Source organism: Streptosporangium minutum (assembly GCF_002149035.1).
Classification (GTDB): Bacteria; Actinomycetota; Actinomycetes; order Streptosporangiales; family Streptosporangiaceae; genus Streptosporangium; species Streptosporangium minutum.
Genome location: NZ_NGFP01000182.1, coordinates 1 through 19,170 on the forward strand (window position 1 = coordinate 1; position 19,170 = coordinate 19,170).

18 protein-coding genes are annotated in these 19,170 nt (G+C 70.2%); 8 read left to right on the forward strand and 10 right to left on the reverse strand.

Annotation, left to right across the window (positions count from 1 at the left end; translation table 11 throughout):
* Positions 1-245 precede the first annotated feature (245 nt).
* Positions 246-1,685, forward strand: a complete 1,440-nt coding sequence (locus tag CA984_RS30825; RefSeq protein ID WP_086577011.1) for a GuaB1 family IMP dehydrogenase-related protein — start codon at positions 246-248, stop codon at positions 1,683-1,685.
* A gap of 88 nt (positions 1,686-1,773) precedes the next feature.
* Here the strand turns inward: CA984_RS30825 and CA984_RS46530 are convergent, their stop codons facing one another.
* Complete coding sequence (locus tag CA984_RS46530) at positions 1,774-1,929, reverse strand: hypothetical protein (protein WP_165781479.1); 156 nt, start codon at positions 1,927-1,929, stop codon at positions 1,774-1,776.
* Positions 1,930-2,180: 251 nt separating this feature from the next.
* Between CA984_RS46530 and CA984_RS30830 the strand changes: the two genes are divergently transcribed.
* Positions 2,181-2,831 (forward strand): YflT domain-containing protein, encoded by a 651-nt coding sequence (locus CA984_RS30830; RefSeq protein WP_086577012.1) that lies wholly within the window; start codon positions 2,181-2,183, stop codon positions 2,829-2,831.
* 90 nt (positions 2,832-2,921) lie between these two features.
* Here the strand turns inward: CA984_RS30830 and CA984_RS30835 are convergent, their stop codons facing one another.
* From CA984_RS30835 to CA984_RS30845, 3 genes are all read right to left on the reverse strand, one after another.
* On the reverse strand, positions 2,922-3,872 hold the full coding sequence (locus tag CA984_RS30835; protein ID WP_086577013.1) for a carbohydrate ABC transporter permease: 951 nt from the start codon (positions 3,870-3,872) through the stop codon (positions 2,922-2,924).
* A 67-nt stretch (positions 3,873-3,939) separates the two neighbouring features.
* The gene (locus CA984_RS30840; protein WP_086577014.1) at positions 3,940-4,911 is read right to left on the reverse strand and encodes a carbohydrate ABC transporter permease; all 972 of its coding nucleotides are present in this window, start codon (positions 4,909-4,911) and stop codon (positions 3,940-3,942) included.
* Positions 4,912-4,997: 86 nt separating this feature from the next.
* Complete coding sequence (locus tag CA984_RS30845) at positions 4,998-6,353, reverse strand: ABC transporter substrate-binding protein (protein WP_086577015.1); 1,356 nt, start codon at positions 6,351-6,353, stop codon at positions 4,998-5,000.
* A gap of 191 nt (positions 6,354-6,544) precedes the next feature.
* Here CA984_RS30845 and CA984_RS30850 point away from each other — a divergent pair, with 191 nt between their 5' ends.
* Both CA984_RS30850 and CA984_RS30855 read left to right on the forward strand, forming a co-directional pair.
* The gene (locus CA984_RS30850; protein ID WP_086577016.1) at positions 6,545-7,924 is read left to right on the forward strand and encodes a GH1 family beta-glucosidase; all 1,380 of its coding nucleotides are present in this window, start codon (positions 6,545-6,547) and stop codon (positions 7,922-7,924) included.
* Positions 7,921-8,919, forward strand: a complete 999-nt coding sequence (locus tag CA984_RS30855; RefSeq protein ID WP_086577017.1) for a LacI family DNA-binding transcriptional regulator — start codon at positions 7,921-7,923, stop codon at positions 8,917-8,919. Before CA984_RS30850 ends, CA984_RS30855 begins: the two co-directional genes overlap by 4 nt.
* Here the strand turns inward: CA984_RS30855 and CA984_RS30860 are convergent.
* Both CA984_RS30860 and CA984_RS30865 read right to left on the reverse strand, forming a co-directional pair.
* The gene (locus tag CA984_RS30860; RefSeq protein ID WP_086577023.1) at positions 8,903-9,898 is read right to left on the reverse strand and encodes a LacI family DNA-binding transcriptional regulator; all 996 of its coding nucleotides are present in this window, start codon (positions 9,896-9,898) and stop codon (positions 8,903-8,905) included. The two genes, CA984_RS30855 and CA984_RS30860, sit on opposite strands and share 17 nt — an antisense overlap.
* A 438-nt stretch (positions 9,899-10,336) precedes the next feature.
* Positions 10,337-11,107 (reverse strand): SDR family oxidoreductase, encoded by a 771-nt coding sequence (locus CA984_RS30865; protein ID WP_086577018.1) that lies wholly within the window; start codon positions 11,105-11,107, stop codon positions 10,337-10,339.
* 137 nt (positions 11,108-11,244) lie between these two features.
* Between CA984_RS30865 and CA984_RS30870 the strand changes: the two genes are divergently transcribed.
* From CA984_RS30870 to CA984_RS48290, 3 genes are all read left to right on the forward strand, one after another.
* Positions 11,245-11,619: an FKBP-type peptidyl-prolyl cis-trans isomerase gene (locus CA984_RS30870; protein WP_031165239.1), complete on the forward strand. Its 375-nt coding sequence runs from the start codon at positions 11,245-11,247 to the stop codon at positions 11,617-11,619.
* A 362-nt stretch (positions 11,620-11,981) separates the two neighbouring features.
* A complete protein-coding gene (locus tag CA984_RS30875) occupies positions 11,982-13,508 on the forward strand; it encodes an ATP-dependent DNA ligase (RefSeq protein ID WP_086577019.1) in 1,527 nt (508 codons plus the stop codon).
* Between the two features lie 561 nt (positions 13,509-14,069).
* Positions 14,070-14,843 (forward strand): septal ring lytic transglycosylase RlpA family protein, encoded by a 774-nt coding sequence (locus CA984_RS48290; protein ID WP_242676268.1) that lies wholly within the window; start codon positions 14,070-14,072, stop codon positions 14,841-14,843.
* 251 nt (positions 14,844-15,094) lie between these two features.
* Here the strand turns inward: CA984_RS48290 and CA984_RS30885 are convergent, their stop codons facing one another.
* On the reverse strand, positions 15,095-15,730 hold the full coding sequence (locus CA984_RS30885; RefSeq protein ID WP_242676269.1) for a DUF1707 and DUF4870 domain-containing protein: 636 nt from the start codon (positions 15,728-15,730) through the stop codon (positions 15,095-15,097).
* Positions 15,731-15,875: 145 nt separating this feature from the next.
* Here CA984_RS30885 and CA984_RS30890 point away from each other — a divergent pair, with 145 nt between their 5' ends.
* Positions 15,876-16,214, forward strand: a complete 339-nt coding sequence (locus tag CA984_RS30890; protein WP_031165246.1) for a hypothetical protein — start codon at positions 15,876-15,878, stop codon at positions 16,212-16,214.
* Between the two features lie 4 nt (positions 16,215-16,218).
* Here CA984_RS30890 and CA984_RS30895 read toward each other — a convergent pair whose 3' ends face one another.
* From CA984_RS30895 to CA984_RS30905, 3 genes are all read right to left on the reverse strand, one after another.
* On the reverse strand, positions 16,219-17,328 hold the full coding sequence (locus CA984_RS30895) for a DUF4192 domain-containing protein (protein WP_086577021.1): 1,110 nt from the start codon (positions 17,326-17,328) through the stop codon (positions 16,219-16,221).
* Between the two features lie 92 nt (positions 17,329-17,420).
* The gene (locus CA984_RS30900) at positions 17,421-18,170 is read right to left on the reverse strand and encodes an EI24 domain-containing protein (RefSeq protein ID WP_086577022.1); all 750 of its coding nucleotides are present in this window, start codon (positions 18,168-18,170) and stop codon (positions 17,421-17,423) included.
* 311 nt (positions 18,171-18,481) lie between these two features.
* Complete coding sequence (locus CA984_RS30905) at positions 18,482-19,075, reverse strand: Maf family protein (RefSeq protein ID WP_207621108.1); 594 nt, start codon at positions 19,073-19,075, stop codon at positions 18,482-18,484.
* Positions 19,076-19,170: the final 95 nt, after the last annotated feature.

The window sequence follows — 19,170 nt, forward strand, 5'->3', positions numbered from 1 at the left end:
CCCACAGCGCGCCCAGCCGCCCCCTGCCCGGTTCGGCCTCGTCGGCGTTCGAGGTCCGTACGGCATGGCCTACGACAATCATCTCGGGCCGGTCAACAACGATCACAGCGCCTCCTCCTCATGGCCACCCCGTTGAATTAACGCAAATGGGATCTTAGTGCCCGCCCTGACTGGTGGACCCTCTTGGGAAACCCCAAAACAGGGAACGCTCACCTTGGACTATTCACCGGATAAGGTGGACGAACGTGAAGTTTCTCAATGAGATGACGCCGGCCTACGACCTGACCTACAGCGACGTGTTCATGGTTCCGTCGCGATCCTCCATCGGGTCCCGGCTCGCCGTCGACCTGTCGACCGATGACGGCACCGGAACCACCATCCCGCTCGTCGTCGCCAACATGACCGCGGTCGCGGGGCGTCGCATGGCCGAGACCGTCGCCCGGCGCGGCGGCATCGCCGTCATCCCGCAGGACATCCCGATCGACGTCGTCTCGAACGTGGTGAGCTGGGTCAAGTCGCGGGACCTGGTCCACGACACACCGCTGACGCTCACCCCGCACGACACCGTCGGCGAGGCCCTCAACCTGCTGCCCAAGCGGGCGCACGGCGCGATCATCATCGTCGACTGGGAGAACCGCCCGATCGGCGTGGTCACCGAGGGCGACTGCGGCGGCGTGGACATGTACACGCAGCTCTCCCAGGTCATGTCCGACCACCTGCTCACCCTGCCCGCCGGACTCGACCCGCGCGAGGCGTTCGACCGGCTCCACGAGGGCCGCCACCGGCTCGCCCCGATCGTCGACGACGACGGCCGCCTCGTCGGCATCCTGACCAGGACGGGCGCGCTGCGGGCCACGCTGTACAGGCCCGCGCTCGACGCCTCCGGCAGGCTGCGGATCGCCGCCGCCGTCGGCGTCAACGGTGACGTGGTCGCCAAGGCCAAGGACCTGCTCGGAGCGGGGGTGGACTGCCTGGTGGTGGACACCGCCCACGGCCACCAGGAGAAGATGATCGGCGCGCTGAGGTCGATCAGGGCGCTCGACCCGGGCGTGCCGGTCGCGGCGGGCAACGTCGTCACCGCCGAGGGCGTACGCGACCTGGCAGAGGCCGGCGCGGACATCCTCAAGGTCGGCGTCGGCCCGGGCGCCATGTGCACCACCCGGATGATGACCGGCGTCGGCCGTCCCCAGTTCTCCGCGGTGCTGGAGTGCTCGGCCGAGGCCCGCCGTCTCGGCCGCCACGTGTGGGCCGACGGCGGCGTCCGGCACCCGCGCGACGTGGCCCTCGCCCTGGCCGCCGGAGCCGCCAACGTGATGGTCGGCTCCTGGTTCGCCGGGACCTACGAGTCTCCCGGGGACACCCGCACCGCCCCCGACGGGCGCAAGTACAAGGAGAACTTCGGCATGGCCTCGGCCCGCGCCGTGAAGCTGCGCACCGCGGAGGACTCCCCCTTCGACCGGGCCCGCAAGGCGCTGTTCGAGGAGGGCATCTCCACCTCGCGGATGTATCTCGACCCGGCCCGGCCCAGCGTCGAGGACCAGATCGACGCCATCGTGGCCGGTCTGCGCTCCTCGTGCACCTACGCGGGCGCCTCCACCCTGGAGGAGTTCCACGAGCGCGCGGTGGTCGGCATCCAGAGCTCGTCCGGCTACACCGAGGGCATGCCGCTCCACCAGAGCTGGTAGTCCCTGCCCGGCGGCGGCGCCCCGCGGCGCCGCCGTCGCGGCCCGTCCCCGCCGTGAAAGCGCTCGCGCCCGGCGGGCCGCGGCGTGGTCAGCGCCGCCTTCGCACTCCCGCCAGGTGGTCATGGTGGTCACGGCGATCGTGCAGGTACAGCGGCCGCCTGGCCGTGTAGCGGGTGAGACGGCACAGTGCCATCAGGCCCGTGAGCGCGAGCGCTGCTTCGATCACCACGATGAATGCGATCATCCCAGGTTCCTTCGCGGACCTAGCGCCGGACAACCCGTACCGCCGCCCACCGGCGGCGTCTTCCCCCAAGAGCCTCAGCGGCGACAGGGCGATTCATCGCCCTATGCCCGCTTTCGCCAGAAAACTTTTCATTTGAAACTATTACATGTCCTCCGTGGACACAAGGTCTCACCCGTGATCGCGCATTGTCGACCGGGGGCGGGGTAGTCGCCAGGCCGGATCCCCCTCTACGCACGGGAAGGCGAACGGACATGGCGGAACTCCCCACCCCCCTGGCTCCCCCTCCGGCCACACAGGTCGTCGTCGACCGGAGAGTGCTGGTCGGCTACGACAACTACCTGGCCGCGCAGCGAGCCGTGGACTCGCTCTCCGACGCGGGCTTCCCCGTCGAGCACGTGGCGATCGTCGGCAGCGACCTGAAGCTGGAGGAGACCGTCACCGGCAGGATGACCAACGGACGCGCCGCGCTCACCGGAGCGGGGAGCGGTGCCGTCTTCGGCGCGGTGGTGGGGATGTTCCTCGGGCTGTTCACCTCGACCACGATGTCGTTCATCGTGCTCGTGCTCTGGGCGGCGCTCTGGGGCGCCGTGATGGGGGCGGCCTTCGGGTTCATCAACCACTTCTTCACCGGCGGCAAGCGGGACTTCGCCTCACGTAGCGCGATCGTCGCCGGCCGCTACGACGTGCTGGTCGCGGCCTCGCACCTCGACCACGCCCGCGCCGTCATGGACGGGGCTCCCGGCCCCGCCGACACGATGGTGGTCGAGGTCCCGGCGTCCGCCGGACTCTACGACCCGGCCGCCGCGCAGCCCACGGCCCCCGACCACCACGCCGTCACGGAACCCGCCACCACCGGCCACTCCCCCGTCACCGAGGCCGCCGCGCCGGACCGCCGCGCCTGACCGGCCCCGCGCGTACCGCCCGGGACCGCGGGCCCGGCAGCCGCTCCCGGGCGGAACCGAGGGCGGCCGGCGGGCCCGGGGGCGGCGGACTCAGCCCTTGACGCTGCSCGCGAGCAGGCCCCGGACGAAGTAGCGCTGCATCGACAGGAAGACGGCCAGCGGGATGATCACCGAGACGAACGCGCCCGAGGTCAGGCGCTGCCACTCGTTGCCCTTGGTCCCGGCCATCTGCGCCAGCCGTACCGTCATGGGGGCGGTCTCCGCGGTGCCGCCGGCGAAGATCAGTGCCACCAGCAGGTCGTTCCAGACCCAGAGGAACTGGAAGATGCCGAAGGTGGCCAGCGCGGGCCCGACCAGGGGCAGGACCAGCTTGCGCAGGATCGTGCCGTGGGTGGCGCCGTCCACCCGGGCGGCCTCCATGAGCTCGCCCGGCAGCTCGGCCATGAAGTTGTGGATCAGGAAGATGCCCAGCGGCAGCGCGAAGCAGGTGTGCGCGAACCAGACCTGGACGAAGCGGGCGGACCCCTCCAGCTCCCAGCCGGGCAGGACCTGGAGGCCGAAGACCTCCACGCCCTGGGAGAAGAACGACAGCAGCGGGACCAGGGCCATCTGCAGCGGCACGATCTGGAGCGCGAAGATGCCGATGTAGATCCACTCGCGCCCCCGGAACGGCAGCCAGGCCAGCGCGTAGGCGGCGAAGGTGGCCAGGGCCAGCGGCAGGAGCACCGAGGGGATCGTGATGACGATCGAGTTGATCAGGAAGCTCATCATCTGGCCGGAGGACGAGGAGGTGCCGAACAGCACCTCCTGGTAGTTCTCCAGCGTGAGCTGCGGATCGGAGAAGAACGTCCACCACCCGGTGGACTTGATCTGGTCCTCCGGGCGCAGCGAGGACAGCAGCAGGCCGAAGGTCGGAGTGGTCCACAGGACCGCGATGACGATCGCCACGGCGCTGGCGACCCGGCTGGTCAGCCGCCGCCGGACCCGCTGGGGAGCCGTCACGGCCCTGGTCCGCGCCACGGTCTCGGTCAATGTGGTCACGCGGACTCCTTCGTCGGAGACGTTCCCGTGGCGCCCTGCCCGCAGGCTCGCTCGATCCCCCGCCCGCTCACCGGACCTCCCGGCGCTGGCGGATCTGGTAGATCACGATGGGCGTCACCAGGACGAACAGGAAGACCGCGAGTGCCGCGCCCTTGCCCGTCTCGCCGTAGCGGAACGCCTGGTTGTACATCTCGTTGGCGATGACGCTGGTGTCGAACTGGCCGCCGGTCATCGTGCGGACGATGTCGAACAGCTTCAGGGTGCCGATCGACTGGGTGACCAGCACCACGATCACCGCCGAGCGGATGGAGGGCAGCGTCACCCGGAAGAACATCTGCACCGGGCTCGCCCCGTCCAGCCGGGCGGCCTCGATGATCTCCGCCGGGATTCCCTTGATCGCGGCGGAGAGCACCACGGTGGCGAAGCCCGCCTGGATCCAGACCATCACCACGATCAGGAACAGCGTGTTCAGCGGCGGCTCCTGAAGCCACTGCTGGGGCTGGCCGCCCATGCTCACCACGAGCTGGTTGAGCAGGCCGATCTGGTCCTGGTCGTCGGCGCGGTAGGCGTAGACGAACCGCCAGATGATGCCCGCCCCGACGAACGAGATCGCCATCGGCAGGAACACCAGCGACTTGGCGACCGACTCGAAGCGGGTGCGGTCCACCAGGACCGCGTAGACCAGCCCGACCGTGGTCACCAGCAGCGGCACGAGCAGGACCCAGATGAGCGTGTTGCGCAACACGGTCAGGGCCTCGGGCTGGGTGAACATCCAGGCGTAGTTGTCCAGACCCACCCAGTCCCGGCCGTCGCCGCTCATGAACGACAGCAGGGTCGTCCGTACGGCGGGCACCACCAGGCCGATGCCGAGGAGGGCGAGGGCGGGCAGGAGCAGGATCGTCGCGTGGGACCAGGCCCGCCGCCGCATCGGGGCGCGGTCGACCAGCACCAGGATCACCGCGACCACCACGAGGAACGCGGCGACGCCGATCAGTAGCTGGACGAGTTTGGGCTGTTCGGCGGCGAAGTCGAAGTCCATCGGAGGGAACTCCCGGAAGGATCGTGCCGAGGGGGGCGATATGTCCGGCCCCGCAGGTTACACGGGACCGGACATATCGGTAAATATCAGGACTTGGGCCAGGAGGCTTCGATGTAGTCGAGGACCGTCTTGGTGTCCTTGCCGTTGATCCAGTCGGTCATACCCTTCCAGAAGGTGCCGGCGCCGACCGCGGCCGGCATCAGGTCCGAGCCGTCGAAGCGGAAGACCGTTTCCGGGTCCTGCAGCATCTCGATGGAGAGCTTGTCGATGGGGTTCTGCGCGTTGGCGGTATCGACGCCCTTGCGCGCGGAGACGTAGGTCCCCAGCTTCATCCGGGCGTTGGGGAACTCCGCGGAGGCGAGGTAGGCCTGCACGGTCTGGACCTCGGGGCGGTCGGTGAAGGCCGCCACGAACTCACCCGCGCCCAGGACCGGCTTCTTGGACGGGTCGTTGCCCGGCAGGTAGAAGGCGAACACGTCGCCGTCCTCGGCCACCTTCGTACCCTCGGGCCAGAAGTTGGCGTAGAAGGACGCCTGGCGGTGCAGCGCGCACTTGCCCTCCGTGATCGGGACGCCGCCCTCCTGGAAGGCGGTGCTGGCGATCGACTTCACCGGCCCGTAGCCGCCGTTGACGAACTTGTCGTTCTTGAGGATCGCGCCGACCTTGTCCACCGCCGCGACGACCTTGGGGTCGTTGAAGGCGAGCTTGTGGCTCACCCACTCGTCGTAGCCGTCGGGGCCGATCTCGCGGAGCAGGATGTCCTCGATCCAGTCCGTGGCCGGCCATCCGGTCGCGTCACCGGACTCGATGCCCGCGCACCACGGCTTGACGCCGGTGCCGGCGATCGTGCCGGAGAGCGTCATCAGCTCGTCCCAGGTCGTGGGGACGGTCCAGCCCTTCTCCTTGAACATCTTCGGTGAGTACCAGACGAAGGACTTCACGCTGGCGCCCAGCGGCGCGCCGTAGAAGGTGCCGTCGACGGTGGAGTACTTGGCCCAGTCGGGCGACCAGCCCTCGTCCGCCAGCTTCTTCACCTCGGCCGAGGCGGGCTTGAGCTTGCCGGCCTTGGCGAAACGCTCCAGCAGGCCCGGCTGCGGGAAGAAGGCGATGTCCGGCGGGTTGCCGCCGTCCGCACGCACCTGGATCTGGGCCTCGAACTCACCGGTGCCCTCATAGGTGATCTTCATCCCCGTGCACTTCGCGAACGGCTTCCACGCCTCCTGGAACAGGTCGGCCTCGGCGTCGCGGATCGGAGAGTAGATGCTGACGGTCTTGCCGTCGTGCTTGCCGTACTTGTCGAAGGCCGCGCATTCGGCCGAGGTGCTGCCGCCTCCGCTCGCCGATGGCTTGGGCTCCGTGGATCCGCAGGCGGTGACGGCCAGCGCCAGTCCGATGGTGCCCGCCACCAGGGTGACGCGGTTGGCCCGTGAGGGGAGCGACATGAACCTTCCTCCATATGAAGTTGCCGGGAAGTCTGAGAGCGCTCTCTGGAAGAATTGTCTGCCCCCTCCCTGATGTCAATGACTGTGATCCTACGGTTACAGTCCCATTTTTCTTGACAGGCAACTCAGACAACCGTGATGCTCGTGAGAGCGCTCTCACGTGACTCAGACAAGAATGGAGCGGTGAACACATGACCATGTCCGCCGAACAGTCCTACGTCCTGGAGGACTCCGGCGCGCTGAGGTTCCCCGAGGGCTTCGTCTGGGGCGCCGCCACCGCGGCCTACCAGATCGAGGGCGCGGCTCGGGAGGACGGCAGAGGCCCCTCCATCTGGGACACCTTCTCCCGGACCCCCGGCAAGGTGCACGCCGGGCACACCGGCGACGTGGCCTGCGACCACTACCACCGCTACTCCGACGACGTCCGCCTCATGGGCGACCTGGGCCTGCACGCCTACCGCTTCTCCATCTCCTGGCCTCGCATCCAGCCCGACGGCTCCGGTCCGGCCAACCCGCGCGGCCTGGACTTCTACGACCGCCTGGTGGACGAGCTGCACGGGACCGGGATCACCCCGATCGTGACGCTCTACCACTGGGACCTGCCGCAGACCCTGGAGGACCGGGGCGGCTGGACCAACCGGGAGACCGCCGAACGGTTCGCCGAGTACGCCGCGATCGTACACGCGCGGCTGGGTGATCGGGTCGAGACGTGGACGACCCTGAACGAGCCCTGGTGCTCGGCCTTCCTCGGCTACGCCTCGGGCATCCACGCGCCGGGCCGTAGCGAGCCGGGGCTGGGCTTCGCCGCCACCCACCACCTGCTGCTGGGGCACGGGCTGGCGGTCAAGGCGCTGCGCGCGGCGGGCGCGAGCCGGATCGGCATCACGCTCAACCTCGCACCGGTGCTCGGCGACGACGGCGAGGCCGCGTCCATCGTGGACGGCCTGCAGAACCGGATCTTCCTGGACCCGGTGCTGCGCGGGGAGTACCCCGCCGACGTGGTGGAACGGGCCGGCCGCTTCACCGACTGGTCCTTCGTCGAGGACGGCGACCTGGAGATCATCAGCCAGCCGGTCGACCTGCTGGGCGTGAACTACTACCACCCGCAGACCGTGGCCGTCCGCACCGGTGAGCCCGCCAACCCGGTCTACCCGGGCAGCGAGGGGATCGCCTTCCCCCGTCCCGACGCGCCCAGGACCGCGATGGGCTGGCCGGTCCAGCCGTCCGGGCTGACCGACCTCCTGGTACGGCTGTCGCGGGACTACCCCGGCACCCCGCTGATCATCACCGAGAACGGCGCGGCCTTCGACGACGTCGTGGAGGAGGGCCGGATCCACGACGCGGGCCGGCTGTCCTACCTCGACGGGCACCTGCGCGCCGCCCACGCCGCCATCGAGGCCGGCGCCGACCTGCGCGGCTATCTCGTCTGGTCGCTGCTGGACAACTTCGAGTGGGCCGAGGGCTACGGCAAGCGGTTCGGCGTCGTGCACGTCGACTACGCCACCCAGAGCCGCACTCCCAAGGACAGCGCGCTGTGGTACCGCGATGTCGTCCGCCGGAACGGGCTGTGAGAGCCCGGCCGACGCTGGAGAAGGTGGCCGCCCGGGCGGGAGTGTCCCGGGCGACCGCCTCACGGGTGGTCAACGGCTCCACCCGGGTGGCCCCGCAGATCCGCGAAGCCGTCCACCGCGCCGTGGAGGAGCTGGGCTACGTCCCCAACCAGGCCGCGCGGAGCCTGGTCACCCAGCGGGCCGACTCGATCGCCCTGGTCTTCCCCGAACCCGCGACACGGGTCTTCTCCGACGACCCGACCTTCGCCGGGATCATCCGGGGGGTCAGCCTGGAGATCGAGGAGGCCGACAAGCAGCTCGTGCTGATGCTCACCGGCCCGGACGGGAGCTACCACCGGGTCGAGCGCTACGCCACCAACGGGCACGTGGACGGCGTGATCGTCGCCTCGATGCACGGGTCCGACCCGCTGCCGGGCATCCTGACCCGGCGGGGCGTCCCGGTGGTCTGCGGCGGCCGGCCCAGCGTGCCCGGCGACCTGCCGTACGTGGACATGGACAACGCCGGCGGCGCCGAGCGGGCGGTCCGGCACCTGGTGGAGCAGGGCCGGCGCCGGATCGCGACCATCGCCGGGCCGCAGGACATGATCGCCGGGATCGACCGGCTCGCCGGCTACCGCGACGTCCTGCGTGACTCCGAACGCCGCTCCATCGTCGCGGTCGGCGACTTCACCCGGGAGTCCGGCGCGATCGCGATGCGCCAGCTCCTGGCCGACGATCCGGACCTGGACGCGGTGTTCGTGGCCAACGACCTGATGGCGCTGGGCGCGCTGCGGACGCTGGGCCAGGCGGGGCGGACGGTCCCCGGCGACGTCGCCGTCATCGGCTTCGACGACATCCCCGCCGCGGCCTACGCCGAGCCTCCGCTGACCACCGTCCGGCAGCCGACCGTGGAGATGGGGCGGCGGCTGGCGCGCATGGTGCTCAACCCGGAGGACAGGACGCCGGTGGTGCTCCCCACCGAGCTGGTGGTGCGGGAGTCTACGAGGAGGTCCTGACGACGAGCTCGGTGGACACGATCGACGGGTCGGCGGAGCCGCCCTCCAGGAGGCCGAGCAGCAGGCGGACCATGGCGGCGGCCTGCTCCGCGTGCGGGTTGTGGATGGTCGTGAGCGGCGGATCGGTGTAGCGGGCGGCCTCGATGTCGTCGTAGCCGACGACGGCGACGTCGTCGGGGATGCGGCGGCCCGCCTGGCGCAGCGCGTGCATGGCGCCGATCGCCATCAGGTCGTTGGCGGCGAACACCGCGTCCAGGTCSGGATCGTCGGCCAGGAGCTGGCGCATCGCGATCGCGCCGGACTCCCGGGTGAAGTCGCCGACCGCGATGATGGAGCGGCGGTCGGAGTCGCGGAGCACGTCACGGTATCCGGCCAGCCGGTCCTGGCCGCCGATCATGTCCAGCGGCCCGGCGATGGTCGCGATCCGCCGTCTCCCCCGCTCCAGCAGGTGCCGCACGGCGGCGGCGGCGCCGCCCACGTTGTCGCTGTCCACGTACGGCATGGCGACCGGCACCGCCGGTCTGCCGTAGGAGACGACCGGGACGCGCAGCCGGGTGAGCGCGACGGGCAGCGGGTCGGCGCCGTGACTCGACACGAGCATGACACCGTCCACGTGGCCGCCGGCGACGTAGGTCTCCACGCGGGCGTGGCTCTCCGGCGACCCGGCCAGCAACAGCACGACCTGCATGTTGACGGCCTCCAGCTCGATGCTGGCCGAACGGATCACGGTGGAGAACATCGGGTCGTCGGAGAAGACCCGGTTCGGGGGTTCGGAGACGACCAGCGCGACCGAGTTGGTCCGCTGGGTGACCAGGTTGCGTGCCGCCCCGTTGGGGACGTAGCCCAGCTCGTTCACCGCCCGCATCACCACGTCGCGGATGTCCGGGGTCACCGTGGTGTGGCCGTTCACCACCCGGGAGACGGTCGACCGGGACACCCCGGCACGGGCGGCGACCGCCTCCAAGGTGGGTCGTCTCATCTGGTTCCCCCGCAGTCCGTTCCGCTTGATGACCTCGCGACCCCACAGCGCGCCGTCCTTGAGCGGGCGCCGCTGGGTGTCGGAGTCGACGTGCACGATGCCGAATCTACGCCGACAGCCTCCCAGGACCCGCATTAGCGATCATGAAGAGAGCGCTCCCTGAGCAGATTGACGCCGTCCGAGTCACGTGTCAACGACCTCCCGGATAACGATCGCCGTTACCCGCCGACACGGGAAAGGAGAACTCCCTCCGCAATCAGTCCACATTCTTACAGGTCAAATGAGGCGAGACGGCCTCCTCGCAAGTTCGACGGAGCACTCTCACCAGAGGCAGGTCACTTCGACATCGCGTGGCGGTCGTACCTCACGGCACCGGAGCCGAGCCCCGGCAGCTCCGGCCGATCTCTCTCCCAGAGAGCGCTCCCCAGCGTTTCTCCGTCAGGGCTCCGCGCGCCGCCAGCCGCCTGCGGCATGGATGCCGCCGTCCACGTGCAGGGTGGTCCCGGTGACGAATCCAGCCATCTCACTCGCCAGAAACACCGCGGCGGCTCCGGCCTCCGCCGGATCGCCCAGACAGCCGAGCGGCGGCAGCCGTACCGGTTCGAAGGGCAGCGGGTCCGCCAGCATGCGCTCGCGCACGCCCTCCTCACCACCGGTGGGCAGCGCGTCGGGCGCGATGGCGTTGACCCGGATCCCGCGCGGGGCCAGCTCCAGCGCGAGCGAGCGGGTCAGGCTCTCCACGGCCGCCTTCATCGCCGCGTAGACCGCGAACCCCGGTGCGGCCTGGTGCGCCTCGCTGGAGGTGACGTTGACAATCGACGCCCCCGGCGGCATCAACGGCAGAAAACGTCTGATCATGGCGGTCACCTGCGTGAAGTTCTCCGCGATCAGCACGCTCTCACCCCGCGGGGAGGTCTCGGCGAAGGCCGCGTGAAACGTCCCGCCCGCATTGTTGACCAGCACGTCCACCCGGTCGAACCGCTCCCGCACCGCCTGGGCGAACACCTCCAGCGCGGCCGGATCCCGCACGTCCATGGTCATGGTGAGCGTGTCGAACCCGTCGATCGGATGCCGGTCGCACAGCGCCAGCTCCGCCCCGAACTCCCGCAGGGCCTCCGCGATCGCCCGCCCCAGCCCCCGGGCCGCCCCGGTGACGACAGCGACCTTCCCGGTGAGGAGGATCTCCTCCGGGGTGTACGGCTTGCGCATCCCACCTCCACGGATCTCCTTGAGAGTACGACGCCGGGGCCGTCACGTCCCTCTGTCTCTCATACGGCCTCCGGACCCCGTAGAGTCGTCCGGCCGGTCGGAAATCGACCGGCGCGTATCCGACCAAGGAGAACCACGTGGCACTGGAGAAGCCGGAGATCGACTTCCCGGAGGGCGACGCGCCCGCGGAGCTGCAGATCGTCGACATCGTCGAGGGAGACGGCCAGGAGGCCAAGCCGGGTCACCGGGTCAGCGTGCACTACGTCGGCGTCGCCTTCTCCACCGGCGAGGAGTTCGACGCTTCGTGGAACCGCGGTGACGTCTTCGACTTCCAGCTCGGCGGCGGCCAGGTCATCGCGGGCTGGGACCAGGGGGTCGCGGGCATGAAGGTCGGCGGCCGTCGTCGCCTCACCATCCCGCCCCACCTCGGCTACGGCAGCCGCGGCGCGGGCGCCCGCATCAAGCCGGGCGAGACGCTCATCTTCGTCGTGGACCTGCTCGGCGTCAGCTGACGTCCCGGTGACGGGCCACCCTCCCCATGGGTGGCCCGTCACCGGAGCCGGACCCCCCAGACCGCCATCGGACGACCCGTCACCGGAGCCGGATCATTTCCCCACCATGAGGTGGCGCTCCCCGACACCGGACCGCTCCGCCCCCACGAGACGACCCGTTTCCCAGAAGCCGGACCACCCAGCCGTCATCGGAGGGCCCGTCTCCCCGGAGCCGGACCACCCCATCACCATCGGACGGCCCGCGTCACGGAGCCGGACCACCCAGCCGTCATCGGAGGGCCCGTCGCCCCGGGAGCTGGATCGCTCCGAAAAGCGGGGTCCGCTCTGCCGGAATGTCACCCCCAGCTCTTAGGCTGAGCCTTGTGTTGTTGATCGACCTTGCGCGCACCTCCGCAGCCGTGACCGCCGACTCCGCCAGGCTGGCGAAGATCGGCCATCTCGCGGAGCTGCTCGGCCGGGTCGATCCGGACGAGGCGGAGATCGCCATCTCCTATCTCTCCGGCGAGCTGCCGCAGCGCCACATCGGCGTGGGCTGGGCCGGTCTGCAGGATCCGCCCGACCCGCGCCTGGCCGCCACCGCCACCCTGCGCCAGGTCAACGACTTCCTCGACCGCATCAAGGCCCAGGCGGGCCCCGGTTCCCAGGCCGCGCGCAAGGCCCTGATCATCGAGCTGTTCGCCGCGCTCACCCGCCAGGAGCAGACCTTCCTGTCCCGCCTGCTCCGCAGCGAGCTCCGGCAGGGCGCGCTGGACGGGGTGATGATCGAGGCCATCGCGAAGGCGTCCGCGGTGCCGACGGCCGAAGTACGGCGGGCACTGACCCTCCGCGGCTGGCTGCCGGCCGTCGGCGCCGCCGCGTTGAGCGGCGGAGTCGACGCGTTGCGGGCCTTCCACCTGGAGGTCGGTCGGCCGGTGTCGCCGATGCTCGCGCAGAGCGCCACCTCCGTCACAGCCGCCCTGGGCAAGATCGGCGGGCCGGCCGCGATCGAGTGGAAGCTCGACGGTGTGCGGGTCCAGGCTCACCGCTCCGGCGACGCGGTGAACGTCTTCACCCGGACCCTCGACGACATCACCGCCCAGGTGCCCGAGCTGGTCGAGGCGGTCCGCGCCCTGCCCTCCCAGGACCTCGTCCTGGACGGCGAGGTCATCGCGCTGCGCCCCGACGGCCGCCCCGAGCCCTTCCAGATCACCTCCGGCCGCGTGTCCAGCCGCATCGACGTGACCCGGGTGCGCGAGAGGACCCCGCTACGCGTGTTCTTCTTCGACGCCCTGCGGGTGGACGGCGCCGACCTGCTCGACCTGCCGGGCGAGGTGCGCCACGCGGCGCTGGCCGCGGCCGTGCCCTCGGAGCTGGTGACCCCCCGTCTGGTCACCGGTGACGCCGCGAGCGGCGAGGCGTTCTTCAAGGACGTCGTCAGGGCCGGTCACGAGGGCGTGGTCGTCAAGTCGCTGCAGACGCCCTACGCCGCCGGGCGGCGTGGCGCCGGTTGGATCAAGGTGAAGCCACGGCACACGCTCGACCTGGTCGTCCTCGCCGCCGAGTGGGGCAGTGGCCGCCGCGAGGGCAAGCTCTCCAATCTTCACCTGGGCGCCCGCGACCCGCAGACCGGCGGGTTCGTCATGCTCGGCAAGACCTTCAAGGGCCTGACCGACGAGGTGCTCGCCTGGCAGACCGAGCGTTTCCTCGAAATCACCGAGGGGCCCACCGACGGCTGGACGGTCGTCGTCCGCCCCGAGCTCGTCGTCGAGATCGCGTTCGACGGAGTGCAGCAGTCCACCCGCTACCCCGGCGGCATGGCACTCCGCTTCGCCCGGGTGATCCGCTACCGCCCCGACAAGAACGCCGATCAGGCCGACACCGTGGAAATGGTGCGCTCCCTCATGCTTTAACCGGATCCGTCGCCCCGCTCCTGATCGGATCCCTCCTCTCCACCGGCTCCGCCTCCCCTTACCGGATCACCGGATCCACCCCCACGACACCTCCTACGGACCGCCCCCGGGCCACTCCGCCCACCCTCGCCGCGTTTTTGACCTTCCACCCGTACGGCGCCGCGCAGCCAGCCGCCCCCTGGGGTGGAGCGGAGGTGAACGGGCACGGTTACCGCCGCCCGCCACCGGCGGAATCCGTAGATCGCCTCCGTGGACGTGACCCGGCCCATGATCTGAGCTGGGCAGATCCATACCGGCTCGACACTATTTCTTGACCAGAGTGACATAAGTCACCATTACGACATTAACTTGCCTTTACTACCTGTTTGTCGCATATCGTCAACCGCATTACGCGGGGGACACCCCTGTACCCCGCCATCGGGACCGGCCGACGTGCATTCCCCCTCTCCCCTGCCCCGTACGGCCTTCCCGTGTCCTGCCCCCGATTTTGGACCGTGGTTTCCCTTGGGCTTGCACTCCTCCACCCCGTCCCCCGACAAGTCATCCTCGAAGAGATCGCTGATGAGCAGGCGGCGCCTGACCGTGCTGGCCGCCGGCGTCACCGTGGTGGCCGCGGCATCGACCACCGCCTGGGCGATCTCGGGCGGCGACGCCTCGCAGACGGCCGCCTCCGCCGGTCTGGCCGGTGTGCGGCAGTCCGGCGACCGGTCCCCCGGGATCGCCCCCGATCCCTCCGCCTCCTCCCAGAAAACGGAGGCCGGGAACGCCGAGGCCGCCGCCAACGAGATCGCCACCCCGTCCACCGGCCCATCCGCCACGCCTGACGCCACGGCCGGGCCGAGCACCGCCGCCGAGAACGGCACCTCCAAGACGGAGGGCACGCCACGCGACGCGGCCACTCCCAAGACCAAGAGCACACCGCGCGACGCGGCCACTCCCAAGACCAAGAGCACACCGCGCGACAGCTCGACCGCCAAGGCCGAGAGCGCGGCGAAGACAGAGAAGGCACGCACACCGAAGACCGTCTCCAAGCCGAAGGCCCGGGTGATCTCCACCGGGACCTGCGGTGCCTCCTTCTACGACGAGGGACAGATGACAGCCAGCGGTGAGCGCTTCAACCCCCGCGCGATGACCGCCGCGCATAAGACCCTCGCCATGGGCAGCAGGGTCCGGGTGACCAACCCCTCCAACGGCGAGTCGGTAACGGTCCGGATCAACGACCGCGGCCCCTACGTGGGCGGGCGCTGCCTCGACCTGTCCAGGGCCGCCTTCTCGGCCATCGGCAACACCGGCGCCGGGGTCATGCGGGTCAAGTATGAGGTTCTCGGCACCTGATCCGGTCTGCGGGACCGGGCTCGCCACGCATCGAGCCGGACCGGGCCCGCACACCGGGCACCGCACAGCGCGGGTCGCCACCCAGCCCCCACCCGTGAGGGCACGGACCGGCACCGGCCCCAGGCCGTCCGCCGGGCACGGCACCAGCCCGTCCGCCAGGCACGGCACCAGGCCAGCCGCCGGGTACTGGACGGCGTGGTCGTGCGTCGGCCCGGCTCGCCGGTCTACTTCACCAGACGCAACGTGCCGGTCTACTTCACCAGACGTAGCGTGAACGGGTAGCGGAAGTCGCCCTCGCCCAGCGCCGCCACGCCTCCGACGACGGACAGGACCGCGCCCCCGATCCAGAGCACCGGCATCAGCACGAAGCCAACGAAGGTGATCGCCAACAGCACGGTGGCCCCCAGCAGGGTCAGCTGGAAGTTGAGCGCTTCCACCGCGTGCTTGCGGATGTAGGGCGAGGTCTTGCCTGCGGCCAGCAGCATGATCAGCGGGCCGATCGCGAGCAGGCCGACCAGCGGGAGCAGGTGCGCCGCCGTCGCGCCCAGGCGGTCTCCCCCCGTCTCCGCCCGGACGTTGTGGTGGTGGCCCGGCATCGGCCGGCCGGTCACGGGCGGGTAGGGCATCGGCCTGACCGGGTGTGAGCCGTACAGCTCATGCATGATCGGCATGAGGTCGCCGTGCACACGGGCTGTCATCGCCCGCTCCAGCCGGTCGTCGAACTCGATCTTGTCGAACCGCCCCTCGGCGTAGGCGGCCTTGACGTGCTCGACCACCTGCTCCCGATCCTGGTTGCTCACCCTGAGGTCGGCGTGTCCGGGCCTCGCACCGGGTGTCGGCACGCCCCCGTGCCACGGGCTCGCCGCTGGTGTCACTGTGCCTGCCATGAACCGACATCCCTTTCGTCGCCGCTTTGCCTTCCATATTTGTCATCAACTTTCGTCCGGTCCATCCGGATGAACCCTTGGATGTCCCTTAGAGTCCACCCTGGCCTCCCGCCATGGAACGCCCCGGAGAGGTATACAAGGAGTCATGAGATGGCGGGATCGCTATGGGTTGAGGCGTCTGCGTGGGCCGAAGATCGCCAAGTTCGACCGTGAGGCAACCGACGCCGACGTCGAGGCGCTCATCGCCTTCGCGAAGTCGCGTCGCGGCGTGGAGTTCTACGTCGAGCCGGAAACTTTCGCGACGGACACCACCGCGATGGCCATCGCGGACGACGGCGAGTGGACCCGGCGCCGGGTCGGCTCGCCCGCTGTGATCCGCAAGGTGGCCCGCGACCTGGCCATGCCCGTCTACGACGTGCAGCTGACCGGTTATCCGCCCCGGATGCGGGCCTACAACGAACGCCGCAGACGCGCCGAGGGATAACCCGTCACCCCGCCGGCGCTCCCGGCTCCTCCAGTAAAGCGATCATGGGGAGCAGCCAGGCCGCCCGGGGACTGCCCATCTCCTCGTCCAGCTCCTCAGAGCTGGGCATCCTCTCCTTGAGCACGTGTGGCGGGAGCAGATGGTGGAGGGCGTGCATGAGCAGATTCGCCATCGAGTATCCGGGGTCGATGTCGCGTGCCCGGGTAAGGGCGATGCCGGCCAGCGCGGAGTCGCCGTCGCTCCAGGCGACGACGCCGAGCAAGGATGCGGCCGGAGGCACGAATCTGGGCTCCAGCCGCCGGGTGAGGTCCTGCCAGAGCCTGCGGTGGACGTCGTGGGTGTCGTCGGTGACGAGCGCCCACGCCTCGTCCCGGATCCGGGTCACCGCCAGATCCAGCCCGAGCCTGGCCGCCTGCTCGTCGTCGAGCCGCCCGCCGGAGGCGTAGGCGCCGATCGCCGCACGGACCCGGGCCATCCCGTCCGCGACGAACTCCGCCGCGAGCCTCTCGACGTCCTCGCATCTGGCGAGCCGGCCCCGCAGTTCCTCCGTGACACGGACCGTGGTCCGGCGCATGGCCAGCCGCGCGGCCCCACCGACGGGGTCGAGTGAGCGCTCCAGGGTCTCACGGTCGGGCAGAGCGACCAGTCCGTGCACGGTGGCCTCGGCCGCGATCACATCGGCCTCCCGTCCGTACGGCGTGCCCGCAGCGGGGCAGCAGTCGGCCCGGGAACAGAGATAGGACCAGTAGCGGCCCTCCTCCACCCGGAGCGCGTCGACGACCGTGACCCCGTCGTTGCGCAGCAGCGCGACGGCCACGTCCACGGCGGGGGTCACCAGCGTGCCCGGACCGTAGCCGACGACGATGACCTGGTTGATCCCTTCCTTGCGGAGCAGCGGGACGATCCGGCCGAGGCCGGGTGCCACCAGGGGCAGATCCCATCGGATGGTGAGGTGGAGCCGTCCTCTGGACGGCCTGCCCTTCAGGCCGATCATGATCAGGCTGTTGGCGGGGTGGAACCCCACGAGGTAGGGCACGGCGCCGAGGACGTCTTCCGTGGAACCGAGCAGCAGGCGCGGTTGGGAGGCGGGCGGGGCCGGGGTGTCGGTTGTCATGGCCCAGAGTTTCGCCGGATTCCGACCACGCCTCCGTGCTGGACCTCGATCTGTGGACGCCCGGACCTCCGTCCGGCATCCCTGTGGAAAACTCAGACGGGAGCCAGCTTCGCCCTGACCATGATCGCCCCACCTGCCACGGCCGCGGGCATCGCGACCACCGCGACCAGCGGGATGAGGAAGAGCAGGAAGACGAGCACGCCGAAGCCGAGAGCCGAGGCCTTGTTCCTCCGCAGGAGGGCGAACCGGTTCTTGCGCGCCATGCCCCGGCGCTCCATGGCCAGCGTGGTGAGCTCGACCGTGAGGAAGAAGCCCGAGACCAGGGCGCCCAGCACCGGCACCACCGTCTGTCCGATCACCGGCACGAAGCCGAGGAAGAACAGCGGGACGGTGAACAGCAGCACGTATCCGAGAGTGATCAGGCTGTCCTTGACGGACCTGGGGATCGACTTCCAGAGCGGGAGCTCGTGCCCGCTCGGCACCTCGCCATAGGTCTCCTCGACCTTCTCCGAGAGCTTCTCGTAGAAGGGCTCACCGACGATCAGGGTGACCGCCGTGAAGGTCACCACGGACAGGACCAGGCCGGTACCGAAGATCACCACTCCGACCAGTGCCCGGAGGGTCTTGCGCGCCGCCTCGCCCCATCCGCTCGCGAACGGTGTCGCCCACTCGGCGAGGCCTCCCAGGTTGGTGCCGAGGAAGTAGAGCGCGACCGCGTAGAGCACGAACACGATCAGGGCGGGGATCAACCCGAACAGCCACCACCGAGGGTTCCGCGCGACCCAGCGCACTCCCTGCAGAAAGAACCCGATGCCGTCCGTAAAGGAGCGGAAATGACCCATGCCCGGAAGATTAGCGGCATCAGTGGATCACCGCGCGACGGCGTTGGGAACACCGCTCCACCCCGCCTCCCCCCGCGCCTCGCCGTACCGGTGCCGGGGTCGGGGTCGGGGTCAGTGCTAGCACCGGCACCGGAGCCGGGCATGCGACAGGGCGGCGAGCCGGGAGAACGTGTCGGGACGGGCAACCGCCGTACGAAATCCCGAATGCCCGCACAACCCCCAGAGGACCTACCGGACGGCAAACGCCGTACGAGACCCCGAACGCCCGCACAAGCCCCATGGGAGAGCTCGAACGGGAAAAGGCGGGCGGGTCAGGCGCTCTGCCAGAGAGTGGGAACCGAGACGCCGAGGGTGGCGAAGAGGCGGCGCAGGAGCGGCAGGGAGATGCCCAGGACGTTGCCGTGGTCGCCGTCGATGCCGTCGACGAACCAGCCGCCGGGGCCGTCGAGGGTGAAGGCGCCCGCGACACGGAGGGGCTCACCGGTGGCGACGTAGGCGGCGATCTCGGCGTCGGTGGGGGTGCCGAACCGCACGACCGTGGCACCCACCTCGGCTGCCTCCCGTCCGCCGGCGGCGTCGATCACACAGTGGCCGGTGAGCAGGCGGCCTTCCCTGCCGCGCATGCTCTGCCAGCGGGAGACGGCCTCCTCGGCCGAGGAAGGCTTGCCGTAGGCCCGGCCGTCGAGCTCCAGCATGGAGTCACAGCCGATGACCAGGCCGCTGGTCAGGTCCCGTGCCACGACCGCCGCCTTCGCGCGTGCCAGCGCGAGGCAGAGGTCGCTCGGGGTGTCAGCGACGACGGCGTCCTCGTCCACTCCGCTGACGATCACCTTGGGATCGAGTCCGGCGCTGCGGAGCAGGGCGAAGCGGGCGGGCGAGGCGGAGGCGAGAACGATCTGGGTCACGTCGATCGAGCCTAGCGCGGTCCGCCGCTCCCCCGCCGCACGGAGATGCCTTCTGCCACCCCGCACGGAGGAACCCCAGACCCGCATGCCCGCCC

Excerpts from the sequence above, each read along its gene's own strand:
- CA984_RS46530 (WP_165781479.1), bottom strand. The coding sequence starts at position 1,929 with ATGATCGCATTCATCGTGGTGATCGAAGCAGCGCTCGCGCTCACGGGC.
- CA984_RS30830 (WP_086577012.1), top strand. The coding sequence starts at position 2,181 with ATGGCGGAACTCCCCACCCCCCTGGCTCCCCCTCCGGCCACACAGGTC.
- CA984_RS30840 (WP_086577014.1), bottom strand. The coding sequence starts at position 4,911 with ATGGACTTCGACTTCGCCGCCGAACAGCCCAAACTCGTCCAGCTACTG.
- CA984_RS30845 (WP_086577015.1), bottom strand. The coding sequence starts at position 6,353 with ATGTCGCTCCCCTCACGGGCCAACCGCGTCACCCTGGTGGCGGGCACC.
- CA984_RS30850 (WP_086577016.1), top strand. The coding sequence starts at position 6,545 with ATGACCATGTCCGCCGAACAGTCCTACGTCCTGGAGGACTCCGGCGCG.
- CA984_RS30865 (WP_086577018.1), bottom strand. The coding sequence starts at position 11,107 with ATGCGCAAGCCGTACACCCCGGAGGAGATCCTCCTCACCGGGAAGGTC.
- CA984_RS48290 (WP_242676268.1), top strand. The coding sequence starts at position 14,070 with ATGAGCAGGCGGCGCCTGACCGTGCTGGCCGCCGGCGTCACCGTGGTG.
- CA984_RS30885 (WP_242676269.1), bottom strand. The coding sequence starts at position 15,730 with ATGGCAGGCACAGTGACACCAGCGGCGAGCCCGTGGCACGGGGGCGTG.
- CA984_RS30890 (WP_031165246.1), top strand. The coding sequence starts at position 15,876 with ATGAGATGGCGGGATCGCTATGGGTTGAGGCGTCTGCGTGGGCCGAAG.
- CA984_RS30895 (WP_086577021.1), bottom strand. The coding sequence starts at position 17,328 with ATGACAACCGACACCCCGGCCCCGCCCGCCTCCCAACCGCGCCTGCTG.
- CA984_RS30900 (WP_086577022.1), bottom strand. The coding sequence starts at position 18,170 with ATGGGTCATTTCCGCTCCTTTACGGACGGCATCGGGTTCTTTCTGCAG.